Raw genomic sequence first — 25863 nt, 5'->3', positions numbered from 1 at the left:
GTTTTAACAGCAAACGATTCCAGAAATTTTGTGCATTTTCACACAAAAAAGGAGGCTTTTTTATAAAAGTTTCTTTTAACCCCTTTGAAATTCGTTTTTTCTGAAGAAAAGAGTGACGAAATTTTGAAATTTTGGTAAACTAAGAAAAAACGAGAAACGAGGGCCATGCATGTTCATTTCATTTAACATGTTTATTCTATTAATTGTTGCAACGATCCTAATGATTTTTCTGATTATCTATTTGACAGTCACTGGAAATGATAAAAATAATAAAAAGAAACAAAAGAAAGAAGTAAAAAGAACTACGCCAACTTTAAACAAAAAAACAGCTGTTCCCCCATCTCAGAAGCCAAATGTTGTGACTGATGTTGCAAAAAAGAGCGAGCCGGAAAAGCAAGCCGTGCAACGTACACAGCAACCAACCACTAGAGAAGACGAGACTTCTCAATTTACACGAAGCCAACGTCATAAATGAAAATGGGACATAAGTCGAGATGACTTATGTCCCATTTTCTAATTCTTAAGATAATCAGCTGAACAAAAAATCCGCTAGTTATTTCACTTTTTCTTTTAATTAATGATAGTTTATTCTTCTTTTCAGGTGTATACTAAATGATTGAAAAGAGACTTTAACTAATTAGGAAGAGGTGATTTTTTGTCTGCAAAGCGGTTTATTCAATTATTCATTTGTTATGCTATTTCAATGATTGTCGCAATACTTTTAACGGACTTATTTAATTTCTCGAGTCCTATAGCTTATTTAGTAGTGGCTAGTATCATCGGCTATGTAGTCATTACTGTTCCATTAACAATTATGACTCTGTTAAAAAATAAAAATTAATAAAAAAATTGAGCGATTTTAATCACTTAAATTGCTCGATTTTTTTATTTTCATAATATTTTTCACTTATTTTTTCATTTTCATTGACAGAATAGTTGTAATTGTCAGAAAATTGTATATAATAAAGAAAGTTATTTTCATATTATTTTTTTCAATTAAAGGAGAATCCTATGAGTGAAACACAACAAACAACCTTAAAAAAACAATTAAGCTCGCGCCACATTACGATGTTAGCTTTAGGGGGAGCGATTGGCGCAGGTCTTTTTAAAGGAAGTGGCGAAGCAATTGGTATTGCTGGTCCTTCTGTTTTAATCGCCTTTCTAATTGGCGGTGCTGTTCTCTTCATCGTCATGAGTGGTTTAGGAAAACTTGTTTTAGATGGCGGAGACACACATCATGGTTTGTCTGGCTTAGTTCGACCATTTTTAGGTACACATTCTGCTGATTTTATTGATTGGGTTTATTATTCCATGTGGACAATTAATATTATCGCAGAAGCGGTTGCCGCAGCTTCCTTTTTACAACTTTGGTTTCCTAATATTCCTGCTTGGTTTTTTGTTTTTATTTTAGCTATTTTAACGACGCTCATTAATCTTTACTCGGTTCGTTTATTTGCAGAAACAGAATATTGGTTGGCGTTTGCTAAAATTAGTGTCATCATTTTGTTAATTATTTTTGGTGTTTATCTGGTGGGACAACAAATGCTAGGCAGTGGTGTCTTCCCTACTTTACAAAGCATCACCGATCATGGTGGCTTCGCCCCACATGGCATGAAAGGTATTGTTAATTCTTTATTAGTAGTTATTTATTCTTATGGCGGTTCAGAATTAATCGCGATTACTGTCAGTGAAGCAGATGATCCTAAAAAAGCCATTCCTAAAGCGATTCGTGGTGTGATGGGACGGATTATTTCCTTCTATATCATTCCATTATTCTTACTTTTGATTATTTTCCCTTGGAATACATTAGCAGGCACAACGGTGAGTCCATTTGTTATGGTTTTTGAAAAAATGAATATTCCTTTTGCTGCTGACATCGTAAATTTTGTGATTATTTTAGCCTTGTTTTCTTCTATTAATTCTGGGGTATACGCCTCTTCTCGCCTTTTATATTTTCGCTTAAAAGATAAAAAAGGACCTATGAGTAAACTTGCGGTTTTAAACAAGCACCAAGTACCTCAACGTTCAGTTTTCTTCTGCGCTAGTGTTTTATATCTGGGCGTTATTCTTTCTTATTTTGTTGGCGATGAATTATTTGGTTACTTAGCCGGTTCTCTCTCTTACACTGTCTTGCTAATTTGGATTTTAATTAGCGCTGCGGCGTTTGTTCTGTCTTTAAAACGAGGGTCTCTCTTTGAAAAAAGTATTAATCTCCTTGCTTTAATCATTTTAGGCCTCATCTTTATTGGCATCTTATTTACGAATTCGTTAGGCGTCACTCTTTTAACAGGCCTATTGTACTTTGTTATTTTCTTTAGTTATCGTAAGAAAAATGATTCCTTTCTACTCTCTGATGAAAGCTAAATAGACAAAAAAAACGAACAGTTTTGTAAGACAACTGTTCGTTTTTTCGATGTTCCATCTCCTTCTTCTTTTGCTATGCTATTTTTGTAAATTGTTAGGAGGAGAAAAAATGAAAAAAATCGGCGCTATTTTATTTATTGGCTTATTCATTGTTGGTGGTTATACAGGCTATCGTTATTATGCAGATACATATAAGGGTGAAAAAGCCTATGCACAAGTTCCTCTAGAAATTCCTGAACGAAAACAAACAGTAGATGACAATCAAAAAAGCATAGATGGCCAATATTCTTTACACTATCGACTAACTTTTGTTAAAAGTAATGGAAAAACGCAAGTCATGGATTACGAACGGACAGACAAAAATCCTCAACCTTTGGAACCGAATGCTTACATAGAAGCAACCATTAGTAAAAAAAGAATCATCCAATCTCCTGTCAAAATTGATAAAAAAGAGATTCCAGAAAAAGCTTTCGCACAATTAAATAACCGAAAAACAACCAGCGATAATTAGTAATCGCTGATTGTTTTTTTACATGGAATAACAATTAATTCATAAATAATGGTACGCTGATTTTGCTTAATTTCATGAGAACCAAAAATTTCTTGTACGCGTTGTTCTAAAATTGGAACTGACCATTGTTCTTCAAAATAGCTGCGGAAAAAGTCTTTTGAAATAGCTTCTGATGCTTCAAAGAAAAATTTTTTTGTGAAAAAAGGTCGCTGTTCTTTTTTTAGAAATGCTTTGTATTGTGCCATCCAATTTAACTGCGGGTTGCTCTCTTGCTCAAAAGGAGAAAACAACGAATCTTGCTCTTCCACTAGCCGAAATATAAGACACCATTCCTCACTTAATTGGCACAATGCATTAACTTTTTCCGGCGTATCCAAAGCAGGATTCATGGCTGAAAAAACGACTTGAAATTTTTTCCCAGTCTCAATCAGTCTTTCTTGGCTTTGGTGAAGAAAAACAACGTTGCTTTGTGCTTTTGCTTCCGCAATCTCCAACATTCTCTGAGAAATATCGGCTAGCGTATACTCCGTGACTTGCTCTTGAAAAAAAGGTAAGTATCGTCCTGTCCCACCTGCGATATCCAGAAATGTATGACACGGAAAAAGACCTTCTTGGACCAAGAAATCACGTAATTCTCGGGCAATTGGAAATGGCGATTCTTGTTGAATTTCTTCATATTCTTCTGCAAATTCATCCCAAAATTCCGCTAATTCTTGCTCATTATTATTCATCAACAGTTGCCCCTTTCTCTCAATTCTTATAAAAAGTGTAGCAAAAGATGTGCCAAACAGCTAACAAGTTCACTCATTTAAATCAATAATTTCATCTACAAATCGCAGGGTTTTAGGTCGATGAGTAACCAAAATAGTCAACTTATTGTGGGTAAATTTTTGTACTTCTTGTAACACTTTTTCTTCGGTCTTTTCGTCCAATGCGGAAGTCGCCTCATCTAAAATAAGAATCTCTGCTTGTGTAAATGCTAAGCGTGTAAAAGCAATCCGTTGTTTCTCGCCACCAGAAAAATTCATTCCTTTTTCACTCACAATAGTATTTAAACCTTCCGGCAACCGTTCATAAAGTTCCCCCAACTGAAAACGATACATGGCTTCAATTACTTGTTCATCAGAAATTTCTTGATTAAATACAATATTTTCTTTCAACGTTCCTTGAAATATTGGCACATCTTGCGATAAATAAAAAACTTTTTCATAATAATCTTCCAAATTGAATTGTGTTAGAGGAAATTGATTCACATAAACTTTCCCCTCTGTCGGCTTCAATAATCCTAAAATCAATTTAATCAGGGTAGATTTGCCTGTCCCACTTTTTCCAATCAAGCCATAAGTTTTATTCATTGAAAATTGTCGATTTTGTTGGGACATAATCGTTTGACTATCTACGCTAAAACACACATCTTTTAATGAAATTGTTTGAATTTCAGGTAACGCTTTGCCTGAAACCGCTAAGTCAGGATCATCTTCTTTTTTATAAAAATCTTCCAAGCGCTGATAGGCTACTTTATCCAAATTATATTGAACAAATAAAACATTAAATATGGCTATCGGCGTATAAATTCGATCAATATACATCACTATCGCTACAAGTCCACCTAAACTTAACGTCACGACGTTAGTAAAACTAAGTACGACAATACTTACTTTGATAAGTGCGACTAACAAGGCAAAAAAGCCAAAGAAAAATTCATGGATCATAGTCATTTTTGTTATATTTTGACTATTTTCCTCTGCCATTAACGCGTAATTTTCAATCTCTTTTTTATATTTTCGATTAATTCTAAAAGTTACTAGTTCGGTCATCCCTCGTATCAAAGTAGCATTCATTGCTTCTTCAGAAATAAGTGTTTTTTCTTTCATTTTTTGTAGCGTTTTCAAAAGTATTTTGGTTAAAATAAATACAATCACATAACCAATTAGAATTGCTGGCAGTAATTTTTTATCAATCAACGCTATAAAAAATAAATTAAATAACGTCTCTGGAATTAGCTCTCGAAATAAGCGTCCATAAAAATTCAAGTGGATATTTCTCCCAGCTGCTGCACCAACTTCTACTTTTTGTAGTAAAGCTCCCGCTCCCAGTTTTAGATATTCTTCATAGGAAATCTTGCTCATTTTTATTAAACTTAATTTCTTCAAATAGAAATAGATGCCATTAGTTAAGTAAGCTTTCGGTTTCTGTTCACAGTAAGACAATAGCGGAATTAAAATAATTGTCGTTCCATACGCTACTAACAACCCTAGTTGGAAACTTTTTTGATAATGATCTAACAACTGTTGAAAAAAATAAATTGCTAAAGCACTACATAATGAAACAATCACACCAATCAAAATGTACCAAGTGAAGCTTTTCTGAAAGTGCGACCATATTTTTTTAGTCATTTACTCCCTCCTTTTCGAACAGTACATACCTTACTGTAGCATAGTTTTTGATTGGCGCCTATCAGCAATTTATCTCCAGATAATAGAAAAACCCCCCAGCGAAAGCTGGATGGCTTTTCTATTGTTAATTCTTTCTGATTTGTAGATAACTTACACCTAAAACGGCAAATGTACTTGCCAGTGTTCCTGCTATTAGCATAAACGGTGTTTTTGTTGTGCCTGTTTTGGGAAGTTCTCGTTTCCCGTTTTCTTCATTTAATTTTTGAATTGGTTCACTAAGCAGTTGGGGAGCCAACTGTGGGCTTCCTTCATTTTTCAATGTGTTTAATGGAGCATTTAGTATTTGTGGTTGATTTTTTGATGTAATAGTTTTATTTGTCTCCACAGTTGTTTCTGTGGATGGCTGTTTTTTCTCAGTTGTAGTAATTTCTTTTGTTGGCGAGACATGAACTTCTGGTTGACTGCTTTCTGCCGTTTCCGTTGCGCCATTCTCTTCAGTTGTTACGCTTGGTTTTTCAGGTATGATTGGTGCAATCGTGCCTAGTGTTTCACTTTCATCTGGATTTTCTTCTTCCGTTGGCGACACATGAACTTCTGGTTGACTGCTTTCTGCAGTTTCTGTTGCGCCATTCTCTTCAGTTGTCACACTTGGTTTTTCAGGTATGATTGGCTCAATCGTGCCTAGTGCTTCACTTTCATCTGGATTTTCTTCTTCTGTTGGTGAGACATGAACTTCTGGTTGGCTGCTTTCTGCAGTTTCTGTCGTGCCATTCTCTTCAGTTGTCACACTTGGTTTTTCAGGTATGATTGGTGCAATTGTACCTAACGTTTCACTTTCATCTGGATTTTCTTCTTCTGTTGGTGAGACATGAACTTCTGGTTGGCTGCTTTCTGCGGTTTCTGTTGCGCCATTCTCTTCAGTTGTTTCTGTTGCCTGTTCCGAAGTAGGTATCTTTGGTTCCCATTCTTCTATTGTCTCTAAAGGAATGTCTAGACTTTCTTCTGTTGGCATTTCCACATTTTGATTGCCGCTTGCCTCACCGTCTACAAAAACATTTTTAACCTGTGATGTATTTTTTTCATTCGTTGCTTCTTGATTGTTTAGTCGATAATTGATGTCATAACTATTTTCAAATGTCGCTTGATGTTGCCCCGCTTTCGTGATTGTCGAAGTGTAACGGACGATAAAGGAAGTAAAGCGTGCTTTATCTCGATAAAAACGTAAATTAAAGTCATTATCCGTCACGAAGTCAATTTTGCCATAACCTTGTTGCTCAAACTCGGCAAGTGAAATATATTTAGTTTCTTTGTCATTCACAATATCAAATGTAAAACTCTCTTTGTTTAATTGTTGACCACTTCCTTGTCGATCCGCAATTGAAATATCTTCTGTGACATCGGATTTATTGAGGTTCACATTTAAAAACCAACGTACTTGATTTGACTCTCCAGCCAAATCGCCTACTTTATAAAAAAACGGATAGTCTCGCTCAATTTGGCCATTCTCTGTGCTAGTCATTCCTTCAATTGTCAAACGTTGAGTCGCCGTTGCAGTTCCGAAATCCGTTTCTATCACGTTCGGTTGCGAACTATTGGTGATAAGCGTTTTAATCCCGAAAGAAAAATGCCCGTTCACATTATGTAAAGATTCAACTTTTTCGTTAAATATTGCTACAACATGATCTTTATAGATGAAGACTTCCCCTAAACCATTTAAATTGATTTTTCGTGGTGAACCATCGTTCTCGGTCATTCCAACTAGTGCGTCTGGTAAAGTTAAAGTAATTGTATCTCCGGGTTTTATTTTCTGATTTTCTTTGTCACTAAAAGATACTTTAATGGAGGTCATCTCCCCTTGATATAAAGTAGTGTGATCTAATTCTACTTTGTCAACGATTGGACTTTTGCTCAATTCGGCGCCAAACGAAATTGGACCTATCAATAACGCCCCCGCAATTGGTAGAATCATTACCAACAGTAACACTAAAAATTTTACACTTTTTGTCATAAAAAATTATTCACCCTTCTTTTCTCTTATTTTTTCCACTTAGTGGTCTTTTTCAGAAGTTGACAATAGCAAAAAGATATGTCTCGTACAATATTAATGCTCATTTAAGTAGCCTTTTTTTTAAATTTCTAATTCACTTCCTAAGGAAAACGTTTTATTATGGTAGTTACATTAGATAACATTTGTTACAAAATATCTAGTGCTTCCAATATTGAGTTGTATAAATAACATATTTCGGATCAATAATGAATAAAAATACTTAATTCGTCCACATTTTGTTTCCAAGGACATTTATTCTTGTTATAATAAAATTTATAAGATAAGGAGGAAAAGAATGAAAAATTCATATTTTGATGGTGGTTTAGCAACGTATATCGGGACTTCAATTTTAGCAACCTTGATTACTGTCTTTACATTAGGCATTTGCGCACCTTGGGGAATTTGTATGATGTACAACTGGAAAATCAAGCATACCGTTATTGATGGTAAACGTCTTTATTTTGACGGTACAGCTATGCAATTATTCGGACATTGGATTAAATGGCTTTTATTAACTATAATTACTTTAGGCATTTATGGTTTTTGGTTGAATATCCGTTTGCAACAATGGATTACAAAACATACCCACACACTTTCATAAAAAGGAGGAAGGATGAACTGAGTTGCGGTCCATCCTTCCTCTTTTTATGAATATCTGACAGAGTGTTATCCTACTCTTTGAAAAAACAAGGAATTTATGCTATACTTTGATAAGTATCAAGGGATACTTATGTTATTTCGGGGGCGTTACGGATTCGACAGGCATAGTTGAGCTTGAATTGCGTTTCGTAGGTTACGGCTACGTTAAAACGTTACAGTTAAATATAACTGCTAAAAACGAAAACAATTCTTTCGCTTTAGCTGCCTAAAAACCAGCTAGCGAAGATCCTCCCGGCATCGCCCATGTGCTCGGGTCAGGGTCCTAATCGAAGTGGGATACGCTAAATTTTTCCGTCTGTAAAATTTAGAAGAGCTTACCAGACTAGCAATACAGAATGCCTGTCACTCGGCACGCTGTAAAGCGAACCTTTAAATGAGTGTCTATGAACGTAGAGATTTAAGTGGCAATATGTTTGGACGCGGGTTCGACTCCCGCCGTCTCCATTTTTAGAAAAGTAGAGAAAAACAAAAAAGAGCTAAAACCTTATAAAATAAAGGTTTTAGCTCTTTTTTTCTATAAGAAAAGGTAAGAAATGGGTACTAATGCAAAACTTTTTGCATTGATTTTGCATTTTATTCACTAAAAACTATTGTAGGCATATTAAGCAAAAGAAAGTAGTTGATTAAATGACTTACACTGAAAAAATCGAAAAATTAATACACTTGGATTTAACGAGCTATCGTATTGCAAAAGAAACTGGAATCAGTACGCAATACATTGACAAAATCAGAAGTGGAAAAACAGCTATTGAAAATATTGGACTTGGAAAAGCTGAAGCTTTGGTGAAATACTTTGATGAATTAAACAATGATTCATCAAAATATATTACATTTGATACGAGTAATTTAACTGAGTTGAAGAGATTCAATGAATTGCCAGAACTTGAAGCAGTTTCCAGAGTAAAAAATATGCTTTAGACTACGAAGTTGCTCTTTTTCCTATTGTAAAAAAAAGCGATATTTTTGAAAACTTTTTAGAATATAATTATACTTTGATCCTTTATGAAGATATTAAACGTCCGAACACAAAAAATAAGCCTACCTCTCGAAAATGAGAAGTAGGCTTTTAGTTTATTTGATAGACTAAACACACTATTATCTATTTATATTTAGCTATGAATTCTTCAATATTTTCGGATACAATGTCTAGTTTTCTATCATTTATGATTTTTGAACCCCAATTCCACCATTGGATTTCTAACAAATCTTTTATAATGTCATCTGGGAACCTGTACTTAATAACTTTTGCTGGCACTCCACCTACAATTGCGTACGGTGGGACATCTTTTGTTACCACTGCTCCTGAAGCAATTATAGCACCATCTCCTATAGTTATCCCTGGCATGATTGTAGTATTTGTTCCAATCCATACATCATTACCGATAATTGTTGGTTCGCTTGGATAGATGGAATTTCTTGGATTTGCTTCATCTTCTTCAAGAAATGGATAAGTAGACACAGCTTGATAATTATGTTGGCCTCTAATTAAAGTTGCATTTACAGCAATGCTACAGTATTTACCAACAATTAACCTTGTTACATCATTTTCCCAGTCTGTACCTGATACATGCACCAATCGTCCATAAGTCCCCTCACCATATTGAAAAGTCGTTTTTCGAATACGCAACGAATCAATTTTAACAATCGTTCCAGGATCAGGAAAATGATTAGCAGTTAATCCAATAATACTATCTTTAGGAACTTTAAATTCTGAATATCTACCCATGCAGTATGTAAGCTGATTAGCCTTAAAATAAGTAAAAGGAAAGGCTTTTAATACTTTATTTGTGTTAGTTTTAGCAAAAAAAGGATAGGCTTCTGTACTTTTACTAACTTTTAAAATAACAACTAAATCCACCTTTTCATTCGAAATTCCTTTTATAGGAAATCTTATCCATTTATCACGCGTAGACTCCAAAACATTCTCAGTTCTCATATATTCATTATCATTAATTTTTTTCCAGTAATATGAATCATATGTGGCATTTTCTAAATCTATTTTTGTATCCATACTGCAACTCCTTTTAATATTATAGTCAATAATAATAGTATAGATATAATCAATGAGAGTCAAGGTTAGGTATTATATTCATTAAAAAGATTAGTTAACTTCGGTCAATTATTAAAAAATCGACTCGCCATAACGATTTTGCCTATTTTTTGTGAACAATCCTGGATTTATTCTATTTCAGAGCATAATAAAATAAAAAAATAAAGAGAAGGCTCGTTACCTCCCCTTACACTTCCTATCACATTATCTTTCTAAAACCACTTCATTTTCTTTTTCTATTGGTGATTTTGGGTATTGCATAGAACATGGCTAAAAATATTATTGTTATCAAAAGAGTTTTTAAGATTTCAATTTTTCCTGAATCTATCCAAGTATACACAAAAGCGATGATAAAAGTAATTACTATTTCCGTAACATGATCTTTTAAATTCATTAGCTTAGCCCACATTGAACTGCCCATAAAGTTAGTTGTCCAGCTACAATAATAGCATTCGTCTTTAAACCATTGGCTTTAGCGAAGCGTAATACAGTCACTGCTAATTCTTTCCAGGCTTTCTTTTGTGCAGCTTTTACAATTGCACTGATACTAATCATTGCAAAAAACTCATCTTTGATTTTGTTAGCAACGCAACTTCCTAATGCATTCCAATTAAAACGTGCTTGAACTACTGTTGAAGCATCAGAAATATTTACATTTAACTCTTCTTCAACTGAAGAAATCTCTTGCTGAGCAAAATTATTTTTGACATAGTTTTTAAAGTTATCTTCCGTCACTCCATTCGCATACATTTCTTCCAGTCCTTTTGCTACAGCCTCAACTTCTGAATCCTCTAGCTGGTCAGATGCATAAACACTTGTACCAGCGCTGATAAAAATACCTAATGTCATTAGTAATGCCATCGCCAAACAAAAAAATTTAGCCTTTTTTGTCACCTGTAATTCCATAAATAAATCCCTACTTTCTTTTCCTTGTTATAATCATAACAAGGAAAAAGATAATTTATCATCAAAATCCCTATTTGATGCTTATATTTTCCTATATATCCTAGAGCTGATTTTTCTCACTAGTGATCACATCAATTTGAACTAATGATTCAAAAAAAGACACAGGTTATTTGAGGTACGTTCGAGGTAATGCTAGGTTCTATTTTGAAAACAACGCTGCTCTCTTGAAATATTTTTTGAGCTTGTCTAAACCTTCTGAAACGAATATAGAAAATAAAAAAAGAGTCCCCTTTCTCAAGGAAACTCTCAATTGCTAAGTCAAAATAACTTCACGTTATCTAAATCTTTTAAATCAATCCTATGGTTCGCGGAACAAAGGAGCTAAAAACTTAATAGAATAAATCGCACAAATTCCGACAATAATATAGATAATTTTTGCTAATGGTGTGGTTGCACCACCACTAATTGTTGCAACTAAATCAAAATTAAATGCACCAACTAATAACCAGTTTAAACCTCCGACAATCAATAAAATTAAAGCAATAATATCCAGATATTTCATTTTTAACACTCCTTCCAAATTTGATAAGTCAAGAGTAACACGTTTATTCTTTATTTACGAAAATAATGATTCAGGAAAAAAACTTTTTTCAATTATTTTCTCGAATCATTTTTTCATTATTAATAATTTTATGATATAACTAAAGAGTAGACAAAAACAGATTCATTATCTCTGATAAGAAATGATGGTTTATTATGCGTGCTAAGTTATTTTTAATTTTGCGGAATCGAGTGTTATCACGTGTTGTCTTTGTCATTATATTTTTACATGTGTTTTTTACCACAAATGATTTCACGGTGTTGCTGCTCCTCTTACTATTGAATTATTTACTCACGCTTGAAGATAGCGCGAAAAAAACAGAAAAATCCAAACTTGGCAGGAATTTAAACAGTCGATTGATTGGCCCTTTGTCGCTTTTTATTCAGGGCTTGCTCTTTTAGTTATTTCGTTAATACTTCTGTTTCTCTGGTTCAATTATGCACGATAAGGAGGATTAAAAATTGAAAAGCTATTTTTTTACTCTTTTTTTTAGTATGTTTAGCCTTTTCGTCATACTACTTTGGTTTTCTGGATATGATAGTAAGGGATTTCTATTGGCCCTTACAGATTTTCTAGGTTTTTCTATTATTCACCAAACGCCTGTGCTGGATACTTATTATTCCCAGCAGCCTTTAACAACCAGAATGTTGATTTCTTCTGGACTTCATTTTTGTACTTATTTTTGCTTAGGTTTGGTCATTGATTTACTACGTAAAGGGTTTAAAAAAATAAAAACATAGTCACTTTTATTATACGAATCGTTAATTTCCATGCTTTCTGGTCGTCTTTTTCCGTCGCTTGTACCAGATAATGAAGCCGCTAATAATTAACGCACAGGCAATTAAAAGTAATGTCCATAATAGTAAATTTTGTTGTTGTGCCACTTTTTTCATTCCTGCTGCTGCTTTTTCTGGTTGATATGGGATACGATGCCCTCGAACTAATAACCGATGACTGTTTATCATATACGGTGTGCAAGTTAATAAAGTGACGAGATCTTGGCCAGACTCAATGTGTAAATCTTTTGTATCAGTTGGTTCAACGGTTTTTATTTGATCCACTTGATAAGCGAGCGTCTTCCCATTGACTTCGATATAAAATTCATCGCCTTTTTTTAATTCTGGCAAATCTGTAAATAATTTGGCTTGAGGGAGACCACGATGTCCTGAAATGACCGCATGTGTATTCGCACCACCTGTAGGATAGGAGGTTCCTTCTAACAAGGAGCTTCCTTTTTCCAATAGCAATGCATTTGTTTTATCAAAAATTGGTAAACGGACATTTATTTTTGGAATGGTTAAAACACCAATCGTATGACTTTCAAAATAGGATTTGTCTGGTTTTTTCGTTGTTTTTTGCGTTTCAGAAAAAGGATCTAATCCAGGATTGCTGCCTTTTTTCGCTAATTCTTGGTTTTTCTTTTCCATTTTTTCTTGAAGTTCAGCCATTTCTTTGGTGTTTTCTTGGCTTGCTTTTGCTTGATAATGAGCGATAATTTGTTGATCCAGATAGTTATTTAATGCATCGCTAACAAAAGGATACGCAAATGCACCTATTCCAATAATCAGTAAAAGAATCATAAAACCATCAATGATACGACGTTTCTTTTTTAACTTCATTGCTTCCTCCTTAAAAATAAAGCATGAAAGCCTGGGACAGTGATTGGCCCAGGCTTAAAAACTGATAAACGGCGGAAACAGAATCAACGCTACGCGTTGCTCCGATCTCAACAACTTCTAAGGTGTTTTCTCGTCAAAGACTCGTCGCAGTTTTGTCCTTGAGAGTTCTCGGAGCTAAACACTTCTGTTCCGACCTCTTTGTTTTTCTAAAAATTTCTTCGGTGATGCTAGAAATTAAGCATTTTCTTTTCTACGTCTAGCAAAGTAGACTCCTGCAATAAGTAGCAAGACTGCGCCACTTCCTAAGTAAACGTAGATTCCTTTGCCACCTGTTGAAGGTAAGGTACCTTTGTGTTTGTTTGGTACTTTTTCTGGTGAAACTAGGTTTTCTGTTGTGCCATATGATTGTTCATTGACCACAAATTTAATCCGATTTGTTAACAAGACATAATCATCAGGAGCTACAGTTTCTTCTAAATAATAGGTACCGTATTTAAGCCCTGTGATATCCACTAATCCATCAGCCGTTGTTGTAAAAGTAGTTGCTTCAGCTTTTGTTTTCACCCAAGTTGCTGCTTTCGTTGTTTCATCGATTTTCAAGTAATTTGCTGTGTCACTGTTTTGATCACGAACGACAAAGGAAGCTCCCGCCAAGGCTTGTGTCGCTGTCACATCGCCATCGACTTTAATGAAACGTTTCCCACCTGTCACAACTTCAACAGTTGGTGGTGTTTGGTCGTCGGTATGACCGTTATCAACATTCGCCTCATTTTTAAAGCCTTTCGTAGGATCTGCTTTTTCATTTAAATGCATAAAGTAAACGAATTTTAGTGTGCCGCCTGGCGTTAACGTAGGAATATATTCTGGATTAACGGCGACAGTGAAGCCATTTGCTTGTTCAGTCACTTGATAATTTTCAGGAGCAATCACTGTATCCCCATCATATAACGCATAGGCATACTCTCCAGAAGTCACGTTATCAAAAGTTAAGGCTGCATCATGTTTATCAACTAAATTGAATTTGACGTATTTATTAGCGTCGCCTTCTTTGTCTGCAATCCCCAATGGAATATTTACAGAAATTTGATATTTAATTTTTTCGCCAATTGCCACATCTTTACCATCTAAGTTTGGTGTTGTTTTATCAACTTTAGAGGTATCATTTTTGACTGTTTTTTCAACAGGTATTTGATTGTTTGCTTCAATTGTAAATGGTGTTTTTGTTTGATTTTCAATTAATTCTGCATTATTTGGCGCTTTTACTTCTTCTAAAATATACGAACCAACCTCAAGATTTTTAACTGTTAATTCTCCCGTTCCATTCTCTGCTTCTGTGAAATCATTTTCGCCAATTTCATAACTTTTCCCAGTAATAAAGCGTTTTGCTTGTTCTTTATCCGTTGTCCATGTATATAATCCATCTTTGACTCCTTGGATATATTTTACTGTGCCTGGTGAGCCTTCGCTTTTGGAAATAACAAATTCTGCGCCATTTAATCCTTCATTTTCAGCAGTTCCTACTTTTTTCACATGTAAACTACCATCATTGGCTACCACATTTTTAGGATAAATATGAACAACCGCTAATTCTTCTGTTCCATATTTATAGGAACCATCTGCTTGCTTGATCATTTCGTAAACTGGGAACGCCACCACCATATTCGTAGCAGCAACTACACCCTCTTTTGGTTCTTCTTTAATGGTATACACTGCATCTTTACCATTTTGTTTTTTAGGTAACTGAACAGTGACATTCCCATTTGCATCGGTGGTTCCTTGAGCAACAGGTTTCCCAGGAGTTAAACTTTGGACAGCTTGTTTAGCTGCATCGACGCTTGCGCCTGCCGCTCGTTGCTCGTAAAATTCGCTCGTCACGTTATAAATACTAAACGTCACATCTGCCAGTCCTTGATATTTATCAAACTCGCTCATTTCTTTCCCGCTATTTTGAATAAGCGGATCTGGTAAATCCGTCATTTTCTTTTTGTGAATCACGAGCTGTGCGCTCTCCCCATTTTCTTCTGCAAATGCAGTTGGTGTCCCTAATACACTCGTGAAAAGTGGCAAAATTAGTAACAAGGTACTAACGGTGTACCAAACTTTTTTTAATTGCTTCATTTTCTCTCTCCTCTTTTTTGTTTTTGATAAAATAGCCAAATGGCTACCAGCCCAATGATTAGCAGGCCTGCAATCGTCAACCAAATAGAACGTTCTTCATTTGTTTTTGGTAAGAAGCCTGACTCTTTTACTTTTTTATTGATTACATGTAACGGTGCTGTTCGTTGTCCGTTCGTTGCATAAGAATTTTTTTCCACCGTAAAAGGAATTTCTGTTTGATTCAGAAGATAACCTTTTGGTGCAGAGATTTCTTCCAAGAAGTACTGGCCATCTTTTAAGCCTTTAACTGAAAATTCGCCGGCTTGATTAGATGTGATCTTTTTAGCTAATGCTTTTTCTTTCTGCCAACGATACCCGTTTGCTGTTTCATTGAGGTATTCCCCCGCTTGATTTTTGACGATAAAAACAGCCTCTGGCAAGGTGATTTTCGCATTTTCACTATCAACTTTGACAAAAGACTTGCCACCTGTACGAACTGTGGCTCTTTTAGTCAAGGTATGTTTGTCCGTGACTAATTGTCCTTCGTTGTTAATCGCAGTGTCAGGTTCAGCGGTCTTTTCTAAACGCATTTGATACGACACAGTCATTGTTTGATTTGCAAAGTTTTGTAAGTCTTTAATTGAAAAATCAAGCGTAAATCCATGCTTTTGCGTCGTCAGTGTGTAACCTGTAGTAACTGTTTTTCCAGCCACTTTTACCTCAATTGATTCTGGTAAAAGTGTCAACGTTGTATCCGCCTTATCTGACAAACGGAATTCCTGATATCCTAAAATATTCGCTGGAATCTGAGTCGTTAACTGATAGTTAATGTGCTCTCCTTGATTAAAGCCTTGCTGCTTATCGAGTACCGTTTTTTCAAGTGGTGGTAAGTCATAGGCATTTTCTTCATTTTTTGGATATAAATGAATATGCGTTAACGATTGCCCTTGTGGATCTTGAACAGGCAAAATCACTACTAGGTTGCTAGCTTTTTCCTTTACCACTTCCGGTGCTTCCGCTTCAACAAATAAATAGGCTTTATCTCGTTGCTGCGAATCTTTGCTAGCTAATGAAAAAGAAACCACTCCATCTTCTCCATTTATTGTCTGTGTTTTATCTTCTGCAATCGGTTTTCTATTTGTTGCACCGGTTTCTGCTAATTGACGCTGTGCCTCTTGGACCGTTTTTCCTTCAGAACGAAGCTGATAAAACGGATCCGTCACATCATAGACTTGATAAGTGACGTCATTTAAGCCCCGATAATTTTGAAGCAGCGTTCCCTCTTCCCCTGTGTTTTGCTGCTGTTCTGGTAATTGACCATCAGGGAACAATAATTTGTGCAACGTAACTTGAACGCTTGCTTGCGATGCCTCTGCTAATGCTTGCTGTGAAAACCCGAAAAGAGCGAGTAGCATGACGCAAATACTTAACCAACGTGCGTTTTTCATTGATTACACACTCCCTTCTGGTCGTCTAATAAAGAGATAAACACCCGCTATCACGAATGTACTAATCGCTATCAAGTAAAACCACAAGCGTCCTATGCCACCAGTTTCAGGTAAAGGAACCTTTGCTTGGTTCGTAACATCTAAAGTAATTTGATTATTCTTCTCTCCAGAAATTAAAACATCTGCTACTTTTTCCCCATCTATCGTGACTGAACCATCTTCACGAATTATTAATTCGATTGGTTCTTTTAACCCCTGATATCCTTCTGGCGTAAAGGTTTCTGTTAGAACATATTTCCCTGGTTTTAAGTTTTCAAAAACAAAAGTATCCGTTTCTTTGCCATCTTTTGGTAATTCAATATCCGTATCTGGTCCTGTTAAACGGAATTTCGCTCCTTTAAGTGGCGTCTGATTATCGGCTTTTTTATGAACCGTTAAGTCAAAAGGTTTCAAATGATTTTGATGTGTCAGTGTCCATTCTGGCGCATTTTCTTCAATATTTTTGCCTGCATAGTGAATTTTCCCATATTTATCAACAGTAAATTCATAATTTCCAGCAAGAGTGTCGTAGCCTAATGGTCCTGCTTGTTCCACCATTCGATACTCACCAGGTTCACTAATTTTAAAATAGCTCAATCCTGCAGTATCTGTTTTTTGAGTTGCCACAGTTTGATAACTTCCTTGAGCATTTTTTCTTTGCAACGCAAAAGTCGCCTCTGCTAAGTTCACTTGTTTGCCATTTTGCATGGTGTATTTTCTAATTCTGATTGGCAAAGAAGAAAATTTATTTTCAATTTCCAATGGAATAACTTGATTTGTGGTGGTCACTTCTTGTCCATCGATGCTTACTTTGCCTTGCTCACTCACCTCAATTTGCCAAGTCGTTTTCTTGCCTAACTCATGTCCTGCAGGTGCTTTTACTTCAGTTAATGTATAGCGTTCCCCTTTTTGTAGGCGCACATCTTTTGGCAAGGAATAGCTACCATCTTTATTGTCCACTAATGTTGTCTGAACATTTTTACCACTCAATTCAAAGACGGCTCCCACTAAGTTTTTCTCACCTGAGGAAGAATTTTTGATTACTTTTAAATCTAATGGCTTGAACTGCTTCGTGTTTTTCCAAGTAGTATCGTCGATTTTTTCTTGACTGTAACCAGGAACTGCTAATTCACGGGTTGTTTGATAATTGAAAGCTTGTCCTTGATTATTGTATTGGGGAAGCCCAAGAACTTCTTGATAGCTTTCATCCGCGGTTTTGGAAAGTTGGGTTACATTTTTGCGCTCCCAACTATTGCTGGTATCATTTTCTGGTTTTGATAATTTAATATACCCAGTTTGCCAGTTGGCTGTGTCAGTTACTTGCTTTCTACTAATTTCATAAATCACATTATCTGGCCGACTTGTTGGGTCTTGATCATACTCTTCCCAGATTTTTTTCACGTCTAACTTCACGCCAGGTGCTTTTCCAGAAGGAACCCCAAAATCAACTTTTTCAGGGGCCGTGGCTAATGGCTGAAACGTTGTCCGACCATTCATTTGATACCAAAAATCAGGTTTGAAGTTTTCTGACTCTGTTTGAATACGTACTTGATAATGAATTTGAATTTCTTGCCCTTTACCCAAATAAATCTCATTACTATTAATTGTAGCGCCTGTTAGCGACACTTCTGGTAATGTTTGAACCTGAACAGGACCCACACTTTTCATTGATAATGTATTTGGCTCGTATTTAAAAGGTTCAGCAATTGGATCAACTACTTTTCCGTTTACAACCGTTCCTGAAATCTGAACGGCTTTTTTCGCTAAATAATCAGAAATGTCTGGTGCATAATCCGCGGATTCATAATAAAGGTCTCCATTTTCATCGGCTGACACCATCTCACGCATTTTATCTTCAACTTGTTGTTTAGATAAATTAGCTCGTGGATCGCTTTGCAATTGAATGCCCAATCCATGTATTTCAATCCCACGTTGTTTTAAGGCCATTGCCTCACCTATCGTGGCGATAAACGTACTGTTAATTCGTTTATTGATATTGTTTTGATCTGGCGCATTATAGCTACCAGAGATATAAGAAGTGCTACCTGGTTGGTCTTGTCGATTCGTAAATTGTGTCCCGTAAAAGCGACCATCCGCCTCTGTTTGAACTCGACTCACTTTATAAGAGAAGGTTGGGACGCCATCCGTTAAAAGTACAATAACTTTCTTATGTCCATTTGGCGTTGCTAACATATCACCAGCATCTCTTAATGCTTTTTGAGTGAAAGTTCCTCCTCTAGTGCTACTTGGCGTAATATTTTTAATTGGATTTTTGACTGTATCAAACGGTCCCATTTGAATGGCGTTGTTATTATAACCGTCACTTGAGTAGCCAACATAGCCCATGTTGATGTTATTGGTAATACCGCTATCTGCCAATGTATCAACAAAACGGTTCACTCCTTTTTGTACTTCACCAATCCGATTGTTTTCATTCATACTACCGGACCAGTCAACGACTAAGACCAAATCCAATGGCGTGATTTCTTTCTGAACATTCCCACGCACATTAAGATATACATCAAAAAGCCCTGGTGTTGTTGTTTCTCTAGCATATTTTCGGATGGCATAATCGGCTTGGTCTCCTGTACCGCCATACTCAATATAAGAATTTGTGCGATTAGTAGGGTCCCCATTCCAACTCGTTTGGCCGTCCCATTGTGTACCACCGTCTTTATTCCCTTGATGGTTTAACACATTTTGATTGCCTGTGGGCTGCCAATTAGCTGTCGGATAAGTACCAGAATTATCCGTCGTGTATTGTGGTGCAATTAAAGGTAGTGCCAGATTCGCTCTCAAAGTGGCTGGCGCCATTCTTGCTTCTGCAAATGGATTGGTTACCTCTTCTGTTGCGGTCGGCTGTTCTGTTTTTTCTGGAGCCGAATCATTTTTGTTAGTTTCTTTCGTATTTTCTGGTACAGTTATTTTTTCTGGTTCAGTTGATTCTTTAGCAGAATCCTCTACTGTTATTTTTTCAGAAGTAACTGAAACATCATATTCGTTGTTTTCATACAATAACTTAGGTGGCTGAGCTGTTTGAAGCGAACTTTGCTCAACAGCTAACGAAAGCTGTACCGGCTTTTTTACTTGTGCGTCCAAAGTCAGATAAAGCGTACCATTAGTCACTTGGTAAGAATATCCGTCTTTTTCAATTACAGCAGTATCCATGAACTGTGCATTTTTCAATTGAATTTCTCGTTGTAATGGCTGCTCTGTTTGGTTGAGAAGATTTAACTCGATATTAATATTCGTTTTATCATTCTCATCTGTTATCATTTGAGCGGATGTAATTTCAACTTCTTTGGCTGTTTCTGCATAGCCAATGAGCGGTATGAAATAGGATGAGACAAGTAAAAAGACTACGCCGAAAACCCCAAATTTCTTTAGTAATTTAATGTCTGTTCTCTCCTTTCTTTTATGAATTAACAGTTAAATTAGAATTGCCTAGCACGTAAAATTTCATTATTCTAATCTGATAATTATTATACAGAGAAGGAGCTCATTAAATCACACCAGCTTTCATACCAAGCGGTTTCATTTCTGAAATTGCGTTATTGTTTCGATGATTGTTTCATTAAAGTAAAGGACTTGGGAGGAAACAATATGATTAGGTTTTTAGAAAAAAATTATCGGAAAATGGAAGAAATCATTCGTGTCTTATCCATTTCTGATAAATGGATGACTAAAAAAGAACTTGCAAAATATATTGGTAGTTCTGAGTCTACTTTTATTCGTTATATTGAGGAGATTAAACAGCGTTGGGGCGAAAGTTTAACCATTAAAACATCGCATAAATTAGGCTATCGTTTAGAAAACTTTAATGTGTCCTTATATTTAAACGTGCTGACGGATATGGCAAAAACGTCAACGACCACCCAATTGCTCCATGAGTTTATCCAAAATCCTGGCAAAACCATCGAATATTATTGCGATACCATCAATATTAGTCGCTCTTCTTTTGCTCGAAAATTGAAGCAGTGTAATCAGGTCTTGGAAACTTACTCTCTTCGCGTTATCGTTGATCAAGGCTATCAATTAACTAGCCAAACAGAAGAATTGCCTTTACGTATTTTTACAACCTTTTTCTTTTTAATGTATTATGGTCATTATGAATTGCCTTATCAATTAGATAAGCAGGAAATCAAACAATTAATGCGTCGTAATCAATGCCAATTAAATATTATTAGTATGGATAACAGTTATGAACACGATTTCTTTATTATGTATTTTATTGTTGATTTATTAAGAGAGCATCAAGGATTTCAACAACGTTTCCAGAAAAAAACAGATAAAAAGAGTCCAATCAAAATGGAAGATTATCTTTTACTCAGTCGTCATTTCACTGGACTCAGCCGTGAGACCTATCGAGAAGTTCTCCGGTATTTTCAAAGAGGCGCTTTTCAGCAATACTACTCCGAAGACCAAGAAGTCATCAGTCAAAGAATACGTGAAAATTTAAAATTTAATGCTTTTTCACAGATTGAACAATTAACAGAAGAAGTCGTCGACTTCGCTGTTCACTTGTTAACCTGTCTTTATTTGTTTTCTCAATTAGTGCCTTTTGACACCTCCGAATTGACACAAAGGGCCACCTTTTTCACTCGACAAATTCATTTTACTCAGCTTCACTTATATGCACGATTAAAAGCAGAATTGCATTTCTTTTCCGCTCTTTTAGAAACAAATCTATTAAACTATTCATCTTCTTATATTTTTTGGTTGCTTAATACTTTTCCAGAAATTAACCAGAGTTTCGACTCAAAAAAGATTTTGATTATTAGCGACATGGGCCTGAATCATAGTCAATATATTGGAAACTATGTCCACGATATTTTAGCTTTGCATCGGATTCGTTCAAATACGTTAGCAATTACGGAAGAACAATTAGGTGACCATCGACTCGAAGAATTTGACTTGATTATTACCAATCAACCAATTATTGAAACCAGTGTTCCAAGTATTTTAATTAATGATGCTATCTTATTTTCTAACAAAAGAGAATTGCTCGATTTATTAAACTTTTAACGTCTTAATGGTTTTCCCTATCTACCAAAAAGATAGCCCTTTTATCAAGAACCGCGTAATGTGAGGTGCCATCATACAGAAGATATTTTTATTTTTCTGAAATAAAAAAGAAAATAGGACATAAGTCGAAATGACTTATGTCCTATTTTCACTCTTAAGATAATCAGCTAAACGAAACCAGCAAATTAAATTTCTGATTGATTCACTGGCCATCTTGTGTGACTTTTACTTGGCAAAATTAATGTAATGAAGATCACTAAAGTACCGATAAAAGGAAGTAAATAGAATAAAATCCACCAGTTACTGTGGTCGCGATCATGCAATCTTCTTGCTCGAACAGTAAAGTTTGCCAACCAAATTAAAGCAGTCAGCAAGAAAAAGATAATGGTCACAGTATTCCATTCTTTAATGATTGTTCCATCATTGGGTGTTACTTCAATATATCTGTAAACGCCCGTAATTGCTGAATAAATCCCTAACACCAAATAATTAATTAATTGTGGCCACCAATATTGTGCTCGTGTTGCTGACGCATTCATTGTTGTAATATTATTCCAGTATTCTCTATATGCGTTAAACATATTATCACCCCCGCATTAACTATTACAGAAGTCTTTCGTTTTGTCAAAGAATAACGTTATTTTATGCTGCTTAATGACACGTCCATGTGCCTTCCTTAAACTCACACGAAGCGGACTCTTCAGAAGAAGGAGTTAATGAAACTAACGGTTGCTGTTGTTTTTCTTCTGCGAGAATTTTTTGAATAGTTTGGCTGATTTGCTGTTTCGGTACTGCACCATTAATTAAATATTTTTGATTAATGATTAGTGCGGGAACTCCTTGTAAACCATAAGCAGAAGCTAGCGCGAAATCTTCTTGAACCGCCGTCCAAACAGCCTCGGAAGCAACAGCTTCTTTCCATAAAGCAAAATCAATCGTTGTCTCTTTTACTAGCTCCTCAATTACTTCTGGCTCTTCAATATTTAAACTTCTCATAAATAAACCTTCTTGTAACTTATCAAACAGTAACCAATAAGTGTCTTGGTTGCCAATGTATCCAGCTGCTTTTGCTGCTAATAATGCATTCTTTGATGTTGGAAAATCAAATCGTTGCTTCCTCATCCCTTCAATATTAAAACGATGCTTTGAATCGTTTTGATTGGCATGCACCCAATGCGTCAAAACTTCTTCTTTTACTGCTGCTCGTGAGCCAAACATTGTTTCAAAATCGTTTGCTGACCATCCCAACGCAAACGACCGATGAATCAATTCAATTTCAGGAAATTCTTGTTGAATCTCATGCATGCGGTCAGACATTGGAAAACAAAAACTACAAATAACATCATGGAAAAATTCTATTTTCATCCTTACCCTCCAGTAACTCTTTTTTCAAAACAGATTGAACTAAATTTACCATTTTACTTACTAAAAGTAAACAAATGGAGCCAATTAAAAGAAAAAGGTGAAACAAAATGCGCTATGGCTTTTGTCTCACCTGTTCTATCTACTTATTCTGATGTGTCCATTCCATTACCCGCTCACCATTCGTATCTAATTCACCATTAAATACAAAACCAAGTTGTTGATACAACCGAATTGCTGAGCTGTTCGTATCATAAACACTCAAGTATAGCTTGTTTGTTTGGTATTTTTCTATTAGCATTAACATTAAAAGTCGACAGGCTGCTTTCCCATAACCTTGTCCTTGGAACCGTTGATCAATTAAAAAGCGGTCTAGCCAAACGCGCCCATCTTGCCAACGTCCATACATGGCATAGCCGATTAATTTATTGCCGTCATAAATACCTGCCGATTCCCATTCTGGAAATTGGTCTGATTCTTTTAGATTTTCTGCCATTGATTCAATGAAGGTTTGTTGTTCAGCGAAAACTTGTAAGTTTTCCACTGCTTTACGATTATTGCTTGTTACTTTTTCAAAATGTATTTTCATTGTTTTCACCTAATTAGTTGTTATTTTCTGCATACTTGTCTTCTTTCTTGCTTCTTATTTTAACATACTTATTTCCCTTTGCTTTCTCTAACTCTCTGTGATTATACGTTTCTCTTTTTTATGGGAAATCTTCCCTATAACTGGAGACTCTTTTCAAGAGATTTCTTTTTACACCACCTGTTTCAAATGATATAAATGATATATAGAGTGTTTTAACTATGTGCAACATGATTAAAAGTTAACTGTTGGGGAGCAGTTAACTTTTTCTTTTTAACCACAAAAGAGAGGATCCGCTGTGAGAAATAACTGCAGTGGATGCTCCCTTTTGTATATTATTTAATTACTAGCCGATAGTTGAAAGCTTTCCCGTTACTCAGTAGTATCGATTTTGTCTTCTTGACTATCTAAAGAACGGTCAACTTTTTCGTCGTAACTTTCCATAGAATTTTCATTTTTATGTTTCTGCTTATCGACCGTTTTATCGACTTTTTCTTTCTGTCGATCAATTGTTTTTTCCATCTCTTCGCCAGCCGAGGTACAACCACTCAGTAAAAGGAAACTTGTGAATAAAAACGCTGACAAGATAACTGTTTTTCCGATTTTTGTTTTCATAAACTCACCTCTCGTTTAATTTAAAAAAACGCCCCGATAAAACATTGTTCCCTTGATTATTTACTCACAATTAGCGAACAACTAAGACATTGCACAAAGCATGGTTAACCACATAATCTGTAGTAGAACCAATCAAGGTTCGTTGAATAGCACCTCTTCCCGTGGCACCTATCACAATTAAATCTATGGCATAATTTTCAGAAATCGTGTTGGCAAGATAACGTTTTGGGCTCCCAAGCTCAACAATTTTTTTGACTGTTTTTACACCAATTTCACTCGCTTGTTTTGCCTTTTCAGTGAGCATCTCTTCTGACTTGTGTTTTTCTAAATCATACAATTCTTCAAAAGAAAATGGACTCGTCGTAAATTCAGCATCATTAATAATTGTAGCTAAATAAAGAGTGGCTTGTTCCTCTTTGGCAATCCTGACAGCTTCATGAAAAGCTTTTTCAGATTGATCTGAGCCATCAAGAGCAACCAAAATATGTTGATATACTGACATTTTATCCGCCTCCTTAACCAAATTAAGAATCAAAACTAACACAACAGCTGTGTTACATTTTAGTGGCTATCTGTTGTAATTTTTCCACGGTTAATGCTTGATAATTTGTTTCTTCAAGTAGTCCCGTTTGAATTTCAACAGAAACATCTTCCGTACATGTTTCTAAAAACATTGTGGCATAATCAAACTGTTGCTCTAAGAATGTTTCATACTCCCGTCGACAACGTAAAAATTCTTTCGCGGTATCTGAAACATGTAAACACATGCGGCGCTTATTCGCTTTCTTGGTTATCACAAAATAGGTTCCTTCTAAAATCGTGGTAATCTCTTCAATAATATACGCTGCATCTTTTACCATTCCGTCAATCCAGTCCTTTATTTGTTTTCAGTATCGTTGCTTTTTTCTTTGTCGTCACTTAACAGCTCTTTAATTTTTTCACGATTGTCGTATAACTTTTTTCCTACGCCCACTAAGGCACCACCAGCCAATAACTTTGTTAAAAAGCCGCCATTTGCATTTGTTTTTTTGCCATGGTGTCCTTTTAAATGATGTCCCATCCTAGCCACCTCCATAATTTTTATTTCTATTACCTATGAACATTATCTCATATGTTTTCACAAAACGCACGTATAACAATAGTTTTTTAATCAAGGCTCGACCACTTGGTAAACTCATGACTTTTAATATGACGAATATCTTCAAATAAAATATGTGTATTTCCAACTTTTGCATACTCCATTGAACTCATCCCTTCAAAAACACCAACAATTGGCGGTTGAACACGGCCATAATCATCCAATGTATTCAATTGGATTTCTAAAACCTGGTTATTTTTTAAAGACTGCTCTAAGTATTCTTCAATTTCTTCTGTTGTCTGTTGCGGTAAGCGTTCAAACGCTCTCTTAGAATATTCGTCAGAAGCTTCGATTCCTTCTTGTAACTCCCCCAATGCAAAAGCGGTCGCCCATTTCAGTTCAAAGGGCCGATCATGGTACTCATTATAAGGTGTAAATTCTTTTTTTGTTCGTTTCATG

At 35.6% G+C, this 25863-nt stretch carries 27 protein-coding genes and 1 other RNA gene; 9 read left to right on the top strand and 19 right to left on the bottom strand.

Features of this window, described 5'->3' with window-relative positions; translation table 11 throughout:
• Positions 1-187 precede the first annotated feature (187 nt).
• From IGM13_RS04985 to IGM13_RS04970, 4 genes are all read left to right on the top strand, one after another.
• Positions 188-475: a hypothetical protein gene (locus IGM13_RS04985; protein ID WP_002416112.1), complete on the top strand. Its 288-nt coding sequence runs from the start codon at positions 188-190 to the stop codon at positions 473-475.
• 180 nt (positions 476-655) lie between these two features.
• The gene (locus tag IGM13_RS04980) at positions 656-841 is read left to right on the top strand and encodes a hypothetical protein (protein ID WP_002358046.1); all 186 of its coding nucleotides are present in this window, start codon (positions 656-658) and stop codon (positions 839-841) included.
• Between the two features lie 170 nt (positions 842-1011).
• Entirely contained in the window at positions 1012-2364 is a 1353-nt protein-coding gene (locus IGM13_RS04975; protein WP_002419848.1) for an amino acid permease, read from the top strand.
• Positions 2365-2473: 109 nt separating this feature from the next.
• On the top strand, positions 2474-2875 hold the full coding sequence (locus IGM13_RS04970) for a YxeA family protein (RefSeq protein ID WP_002358048.1): 402 nt from the start codon (positions 2474-2476) through the stop codon (positions 2873-2875).
• Here IGM13_RS04970 and IGM13_RS04965 read toward each other — a convergent pair.
• The 3 genes from IGM13_RS04965 to IGM13_RS04955 form a co-directional block, all read right to left on the bottom strand.
• Positions 2872-3606, bottom strand: coding sequence for a class I SAM-dependent methyltransferase (locus tag IGM13_RS04965; protein WP_002419847.1), 735 nt, complete (start codon positions 3604-3606; stop codon positions 2872-2874). The two genes, IGM13_RS04970 and IGM13_RS04965, sit on opposite strands and share 4 nt — an antisense overlap.
• A gap of 69 nt (positions 3607-3675) precedes the next feature.
• Positions 3676-5271, bottom strand: coding sequence for an ATP-binding cassette domain-containing protein (locus IGM13_RS04960; protein ID WP_002382097.1), 1596 nt, complete (start codon positions 5269-5271; stop codon positions 3676-3678).
• Positions 5272-5395: 124 nt separating this feature from the next.
• The gene (locus IGM13_RS04955; protein ID WP_126264347.1) at positions 5396-7279 is read right to left on the bottom strand and encodes a collagen binding domain-containing protein; all 1884 of its coding nucleotides are present in this window, start codon (positions 7277-7279) and stop codon (positions 5396-5398) included.
• 334 nt (positions 7280-7613) lie between these two features.
• On the opposite strand from IGM13_RS04955, the gene IGM13_RS04950 reads away from it, so the two are divergent.
• From IGM13_RS04950 to IGM13_RS04940, 3 genes are all read left to right on the top strand, one after another.
• Positions 7614-7919: a DUF898 family protein gene (locus IGM13_RS04950; RefSeq protein ID WP_002360604.1), complete on the top strand. Its 306-nt coding sequence runs from the start codon at positions 7614-7616 to the stop codon at positions 7917-7919.
• A 139-nt stretch (positions 7920-8058) separates the two neighbouring features.
• Positions 8059-8425, top strand: a transfer-messenger RNA (tmRNA) gene (gene ssrA / locus IGM13_RS04945).
• 180 nt (positions 8426-8605) lie between these two features.
• Positions 8606-8896: a hypothetical protein gene (locus IGM13_RS04940; protein WP_002396421.1), complete on the top strand. Its 291-nt coding sequence runs from the start codon at positions 8606-8608 to the stop codon at positions 8894-8896.
• 181 nt (positions 8897-9077) lie between these two features.
• On the opposite strand, the gene IGM13_RS04935 is transcribed toward IGM13_RS04940, so the two are convergent.
• From IGM13_RS04935 to IGM13_RS04920, 4 genes are all read right to left on the bottom strand, one after another.
• Positions 9078-9989, bottom strand: coding sequence for a CatB-related O-acetyltransferase (locus tag IGM13_RS04935; RefSeq protein ID WP_002419845.1), 912 nt, complete (start codon positions 9987-9989; stop codon positions 9078-9080).
• A 262-nt stretch (positions 9990-10251) separates the two neighbouring features.
• The gene (locus IGM13_RS04930) at positions 10252-10437 is read right to left on the bottom strand and encodes a hypothetical protein (RefSeq protein ID WP_002382094.1); all 186 of its coding nucleotides are present in this window, start codon (positions 10435-10437) and stop codon (positions 10252-10254) included.
• Positions 10422-10934 carry an enterococcin EntV gene (gene entV / locus IGM13_RS04925; protein WP_002382093.1) on the bottom strand — a complete coding sequence of 171 codons (513 nt, stop codon included), beginning with the start codon at positions 10932-10934 and terminating at the stop codon, positions 10422-10424. Before entV ends, IGM13_RS04930 begins: the two co-directional genes overlap by 16 nt.
• 358 nt (positions 10935-11292) lie before the next feature.
• Positions 11293-11496 carry a DUF378 domain-containing protein gene (locus IGM13_RS04920; RefSeq protein WP_002381996.1) on the bottom strand — a complete coding sequence of 68 codons (204 nt, stop codon included), beginning with the start codon at positions 11494-11496 and terminating at the stop codon, positions 11293-11295.
• A 500-nt stretch (positions 11497-11996) separates the two neighbouring features.
• Here IGM13_RS04920 and IGM13_RS04915 point away from each other — a divergent pair, with 500 nt between their 5' ends.
• The gene (locus IGM13_RS04915) at positions 11997-12275 is read left to right on the top strand and encodes a hypothetical protein (RefSeq protein WP_002363681.1); all 279 of its coding nucleotides are present in this window, start codon (positions 11997-11999) and stop codon (positions 12273-12275) included.
• Positions 12276-12296: 21 nt separating this feature from the next.
• Here the strand turns inward: IGM13_RS04915 and srtC are convergent, their stop codons facing one another.
• From srtC to ebpA, 4 genes are all read right to left on the bottom strand, one after another.
• A complete protein-coding gene (srtC, locus tag IGM13_RS04910; RefSeq protein WP_002419842.1) occupies positions 12297-13154 on the bottom strand; it encodes an Ebp pilus assembly class C sortase in 858 nt (285 codons plus the stop codon).
• Positions 13155-13388: 234 nt separating this feature from the next.
• Positions 13389-15272 (bottom strand): endocarditis and biofilm-associated pilus major subunit EbpC, encoded by a 1884-nt coding sequence (gene ebpC, locus IGM13_RS04905; RefSeq protein WP_002419841.1) that lies wholly within the window; start codon positions 15270-15272, stop codon positions 13389-13391.
• Positions 15269-16699 (bottom strand): endocarditis and biofilm-associated pilus minor subunit EbpB, encoded by a 1431-nt coding sequence (gene ebpB / locus IGM13_RS04900; RefSeq protein ID WP_002382089.1) that lies wholly within the window; start codon positions 16697-16699, stop codon positions 15269-15271. The genes ebpC and ebpB overlap by 4 nt, the downstream gene beginning before the upstream one ends.
• Before the next feature lie 3 nt (positions 16700-16702).
• Positions 16703-20167, bottom strand: coding sequence for an endocarditis and biofilm-associated pilus tip protein EbpA (gene ebpA / locus IGM13_RS04895; RefSeq protein ID WP_152680634.1), 3465 nt, complete (start codon positions 20165-20167; stop codon positions 16703-16705).
• Positions 20168-20341: 174 nt separating this feature from the next.
• On the opposite strand from ebpA, the gene IGM13_RS04890 reads away from it, so the two are divergent.
• Positions 20342-21763 carry a helix-turn-helix domain-containing protein gene (locus IGM13_RS04890; RefSeq protein ID WP_002382000.1) on the top strand — a complete coding sequence of 474 codons (1422 nt, stop codon included), beginning with the start codon at positions 20342-20344 and terminating at the stop codon, positions 21761-21763.
• Positions 21764-21948: 185 nt separating this feature from the next.
• Here IGM13_RS04890 and IGM13_RS04885 read toward each other — a convergent pair whose 3' ends face one another.
• From IGM13_RS04885 to IGM13_RS04850, 8 genes are all read right to left on the bottom strand, one after another.
• Complete coding sequence (locus IGM13_RS04885) at positions 21949-22344, bottom strand: DUF805 domain-containing protein (protein WP_002358131.1); 396 nt, start codon at positions 22342-22344, stop codon at positions 21949-21951.
• 70 nt (positions 22345-22414) lie between these two features.
• On the bottom strand, positions 22415-23128 hold the full coding sequence (locus IGM13_RS04880; RefSeq protein WP_002369662.1) for a DsbA family oxidoreductase: 714 nt from the start codon (positions 23126-23128) through the stop codon (positions 22415-22417).
• A gap of 139 nt (positions 23129-23267) precedes the next feature.
• On the bottom strand, positions 23268-23714 hold the full coding sequence (locus IGM13_RS04875; protein ID WP_002419838.1) for a GNAT family N-acetyltransferase: 447 nt from the start codon (positions 23712-23714) through the stop codon (positions 23268-23270).
• 369 nt (positions 23715-24083) lie between these two features.
• Positions 24084-24326: a hypothetical protein gene (locus IGM13_RS04870; RefSeq protein ID WP_002358134.1), complete on the bottom strand. Its 243-nt coding sequence runs from the start codon at positions 24324-24326 to the stop codon at positions 24084-24086.
• A 70-nt stretch (positions 24327-24396) separates the two neighbouring features.
• Positions 24397-24828, bottom strand: coding sequence for a universal stress protein (locus IGM13_RS04865; protein ID WP_010715095.1), 432 nt, complete (start codon positions 24826-24828; stop codon positions 24397-24399).
• A gap of 52 nt (positions 24829-24880) precedes the next feature.
• Complete coding sequence (locus IGM13_RS04860; protein WP_002375233.1) at positions 24881-25186, bottom strand: hypothetical protein; 306 nt, start codon at positions 25184-25186, stop codon at positions 24881-24883.
• A 17-nt stretch (positions 25187-25203) separates the two neighbouring features.
• On the bottom strand, positions 25204-25401 hold the full coding sequence (locus IGM13_RS04855) for a hypothetical protein (protein WP_002360617.1): 198 nt from the start codon (positions 25399-25401) through the stop codon (positions 25204-25206).
• A gap of 71 nt (positions 25402-25472) precedes the next feature.
• A complete protein-coding gene (locus tag IGM13_RS04850; protein ID WP_002382082.1) occupies positions 25473-25862 on the bottom strand; it encodes a hypothetical protein in 390 nt (129 codons plus the stop codon).
• Position 25863: the final 1 nt, after the last annotated feature.

Source organism: Enterococcus sp. DIV0561 (genome assembly GCF_050539875.1).
In the GTDB taxonomy this organism is placed as follows: domain Bacteria; phylum Bacillota; class Bacilli; order Lactobacillales; family Enterococcaceae; genus Enterococcus; species Enterococcus faecalis.
This window is presented reverse-complemented; position numbering and strand designations above follow the sequence as displayed.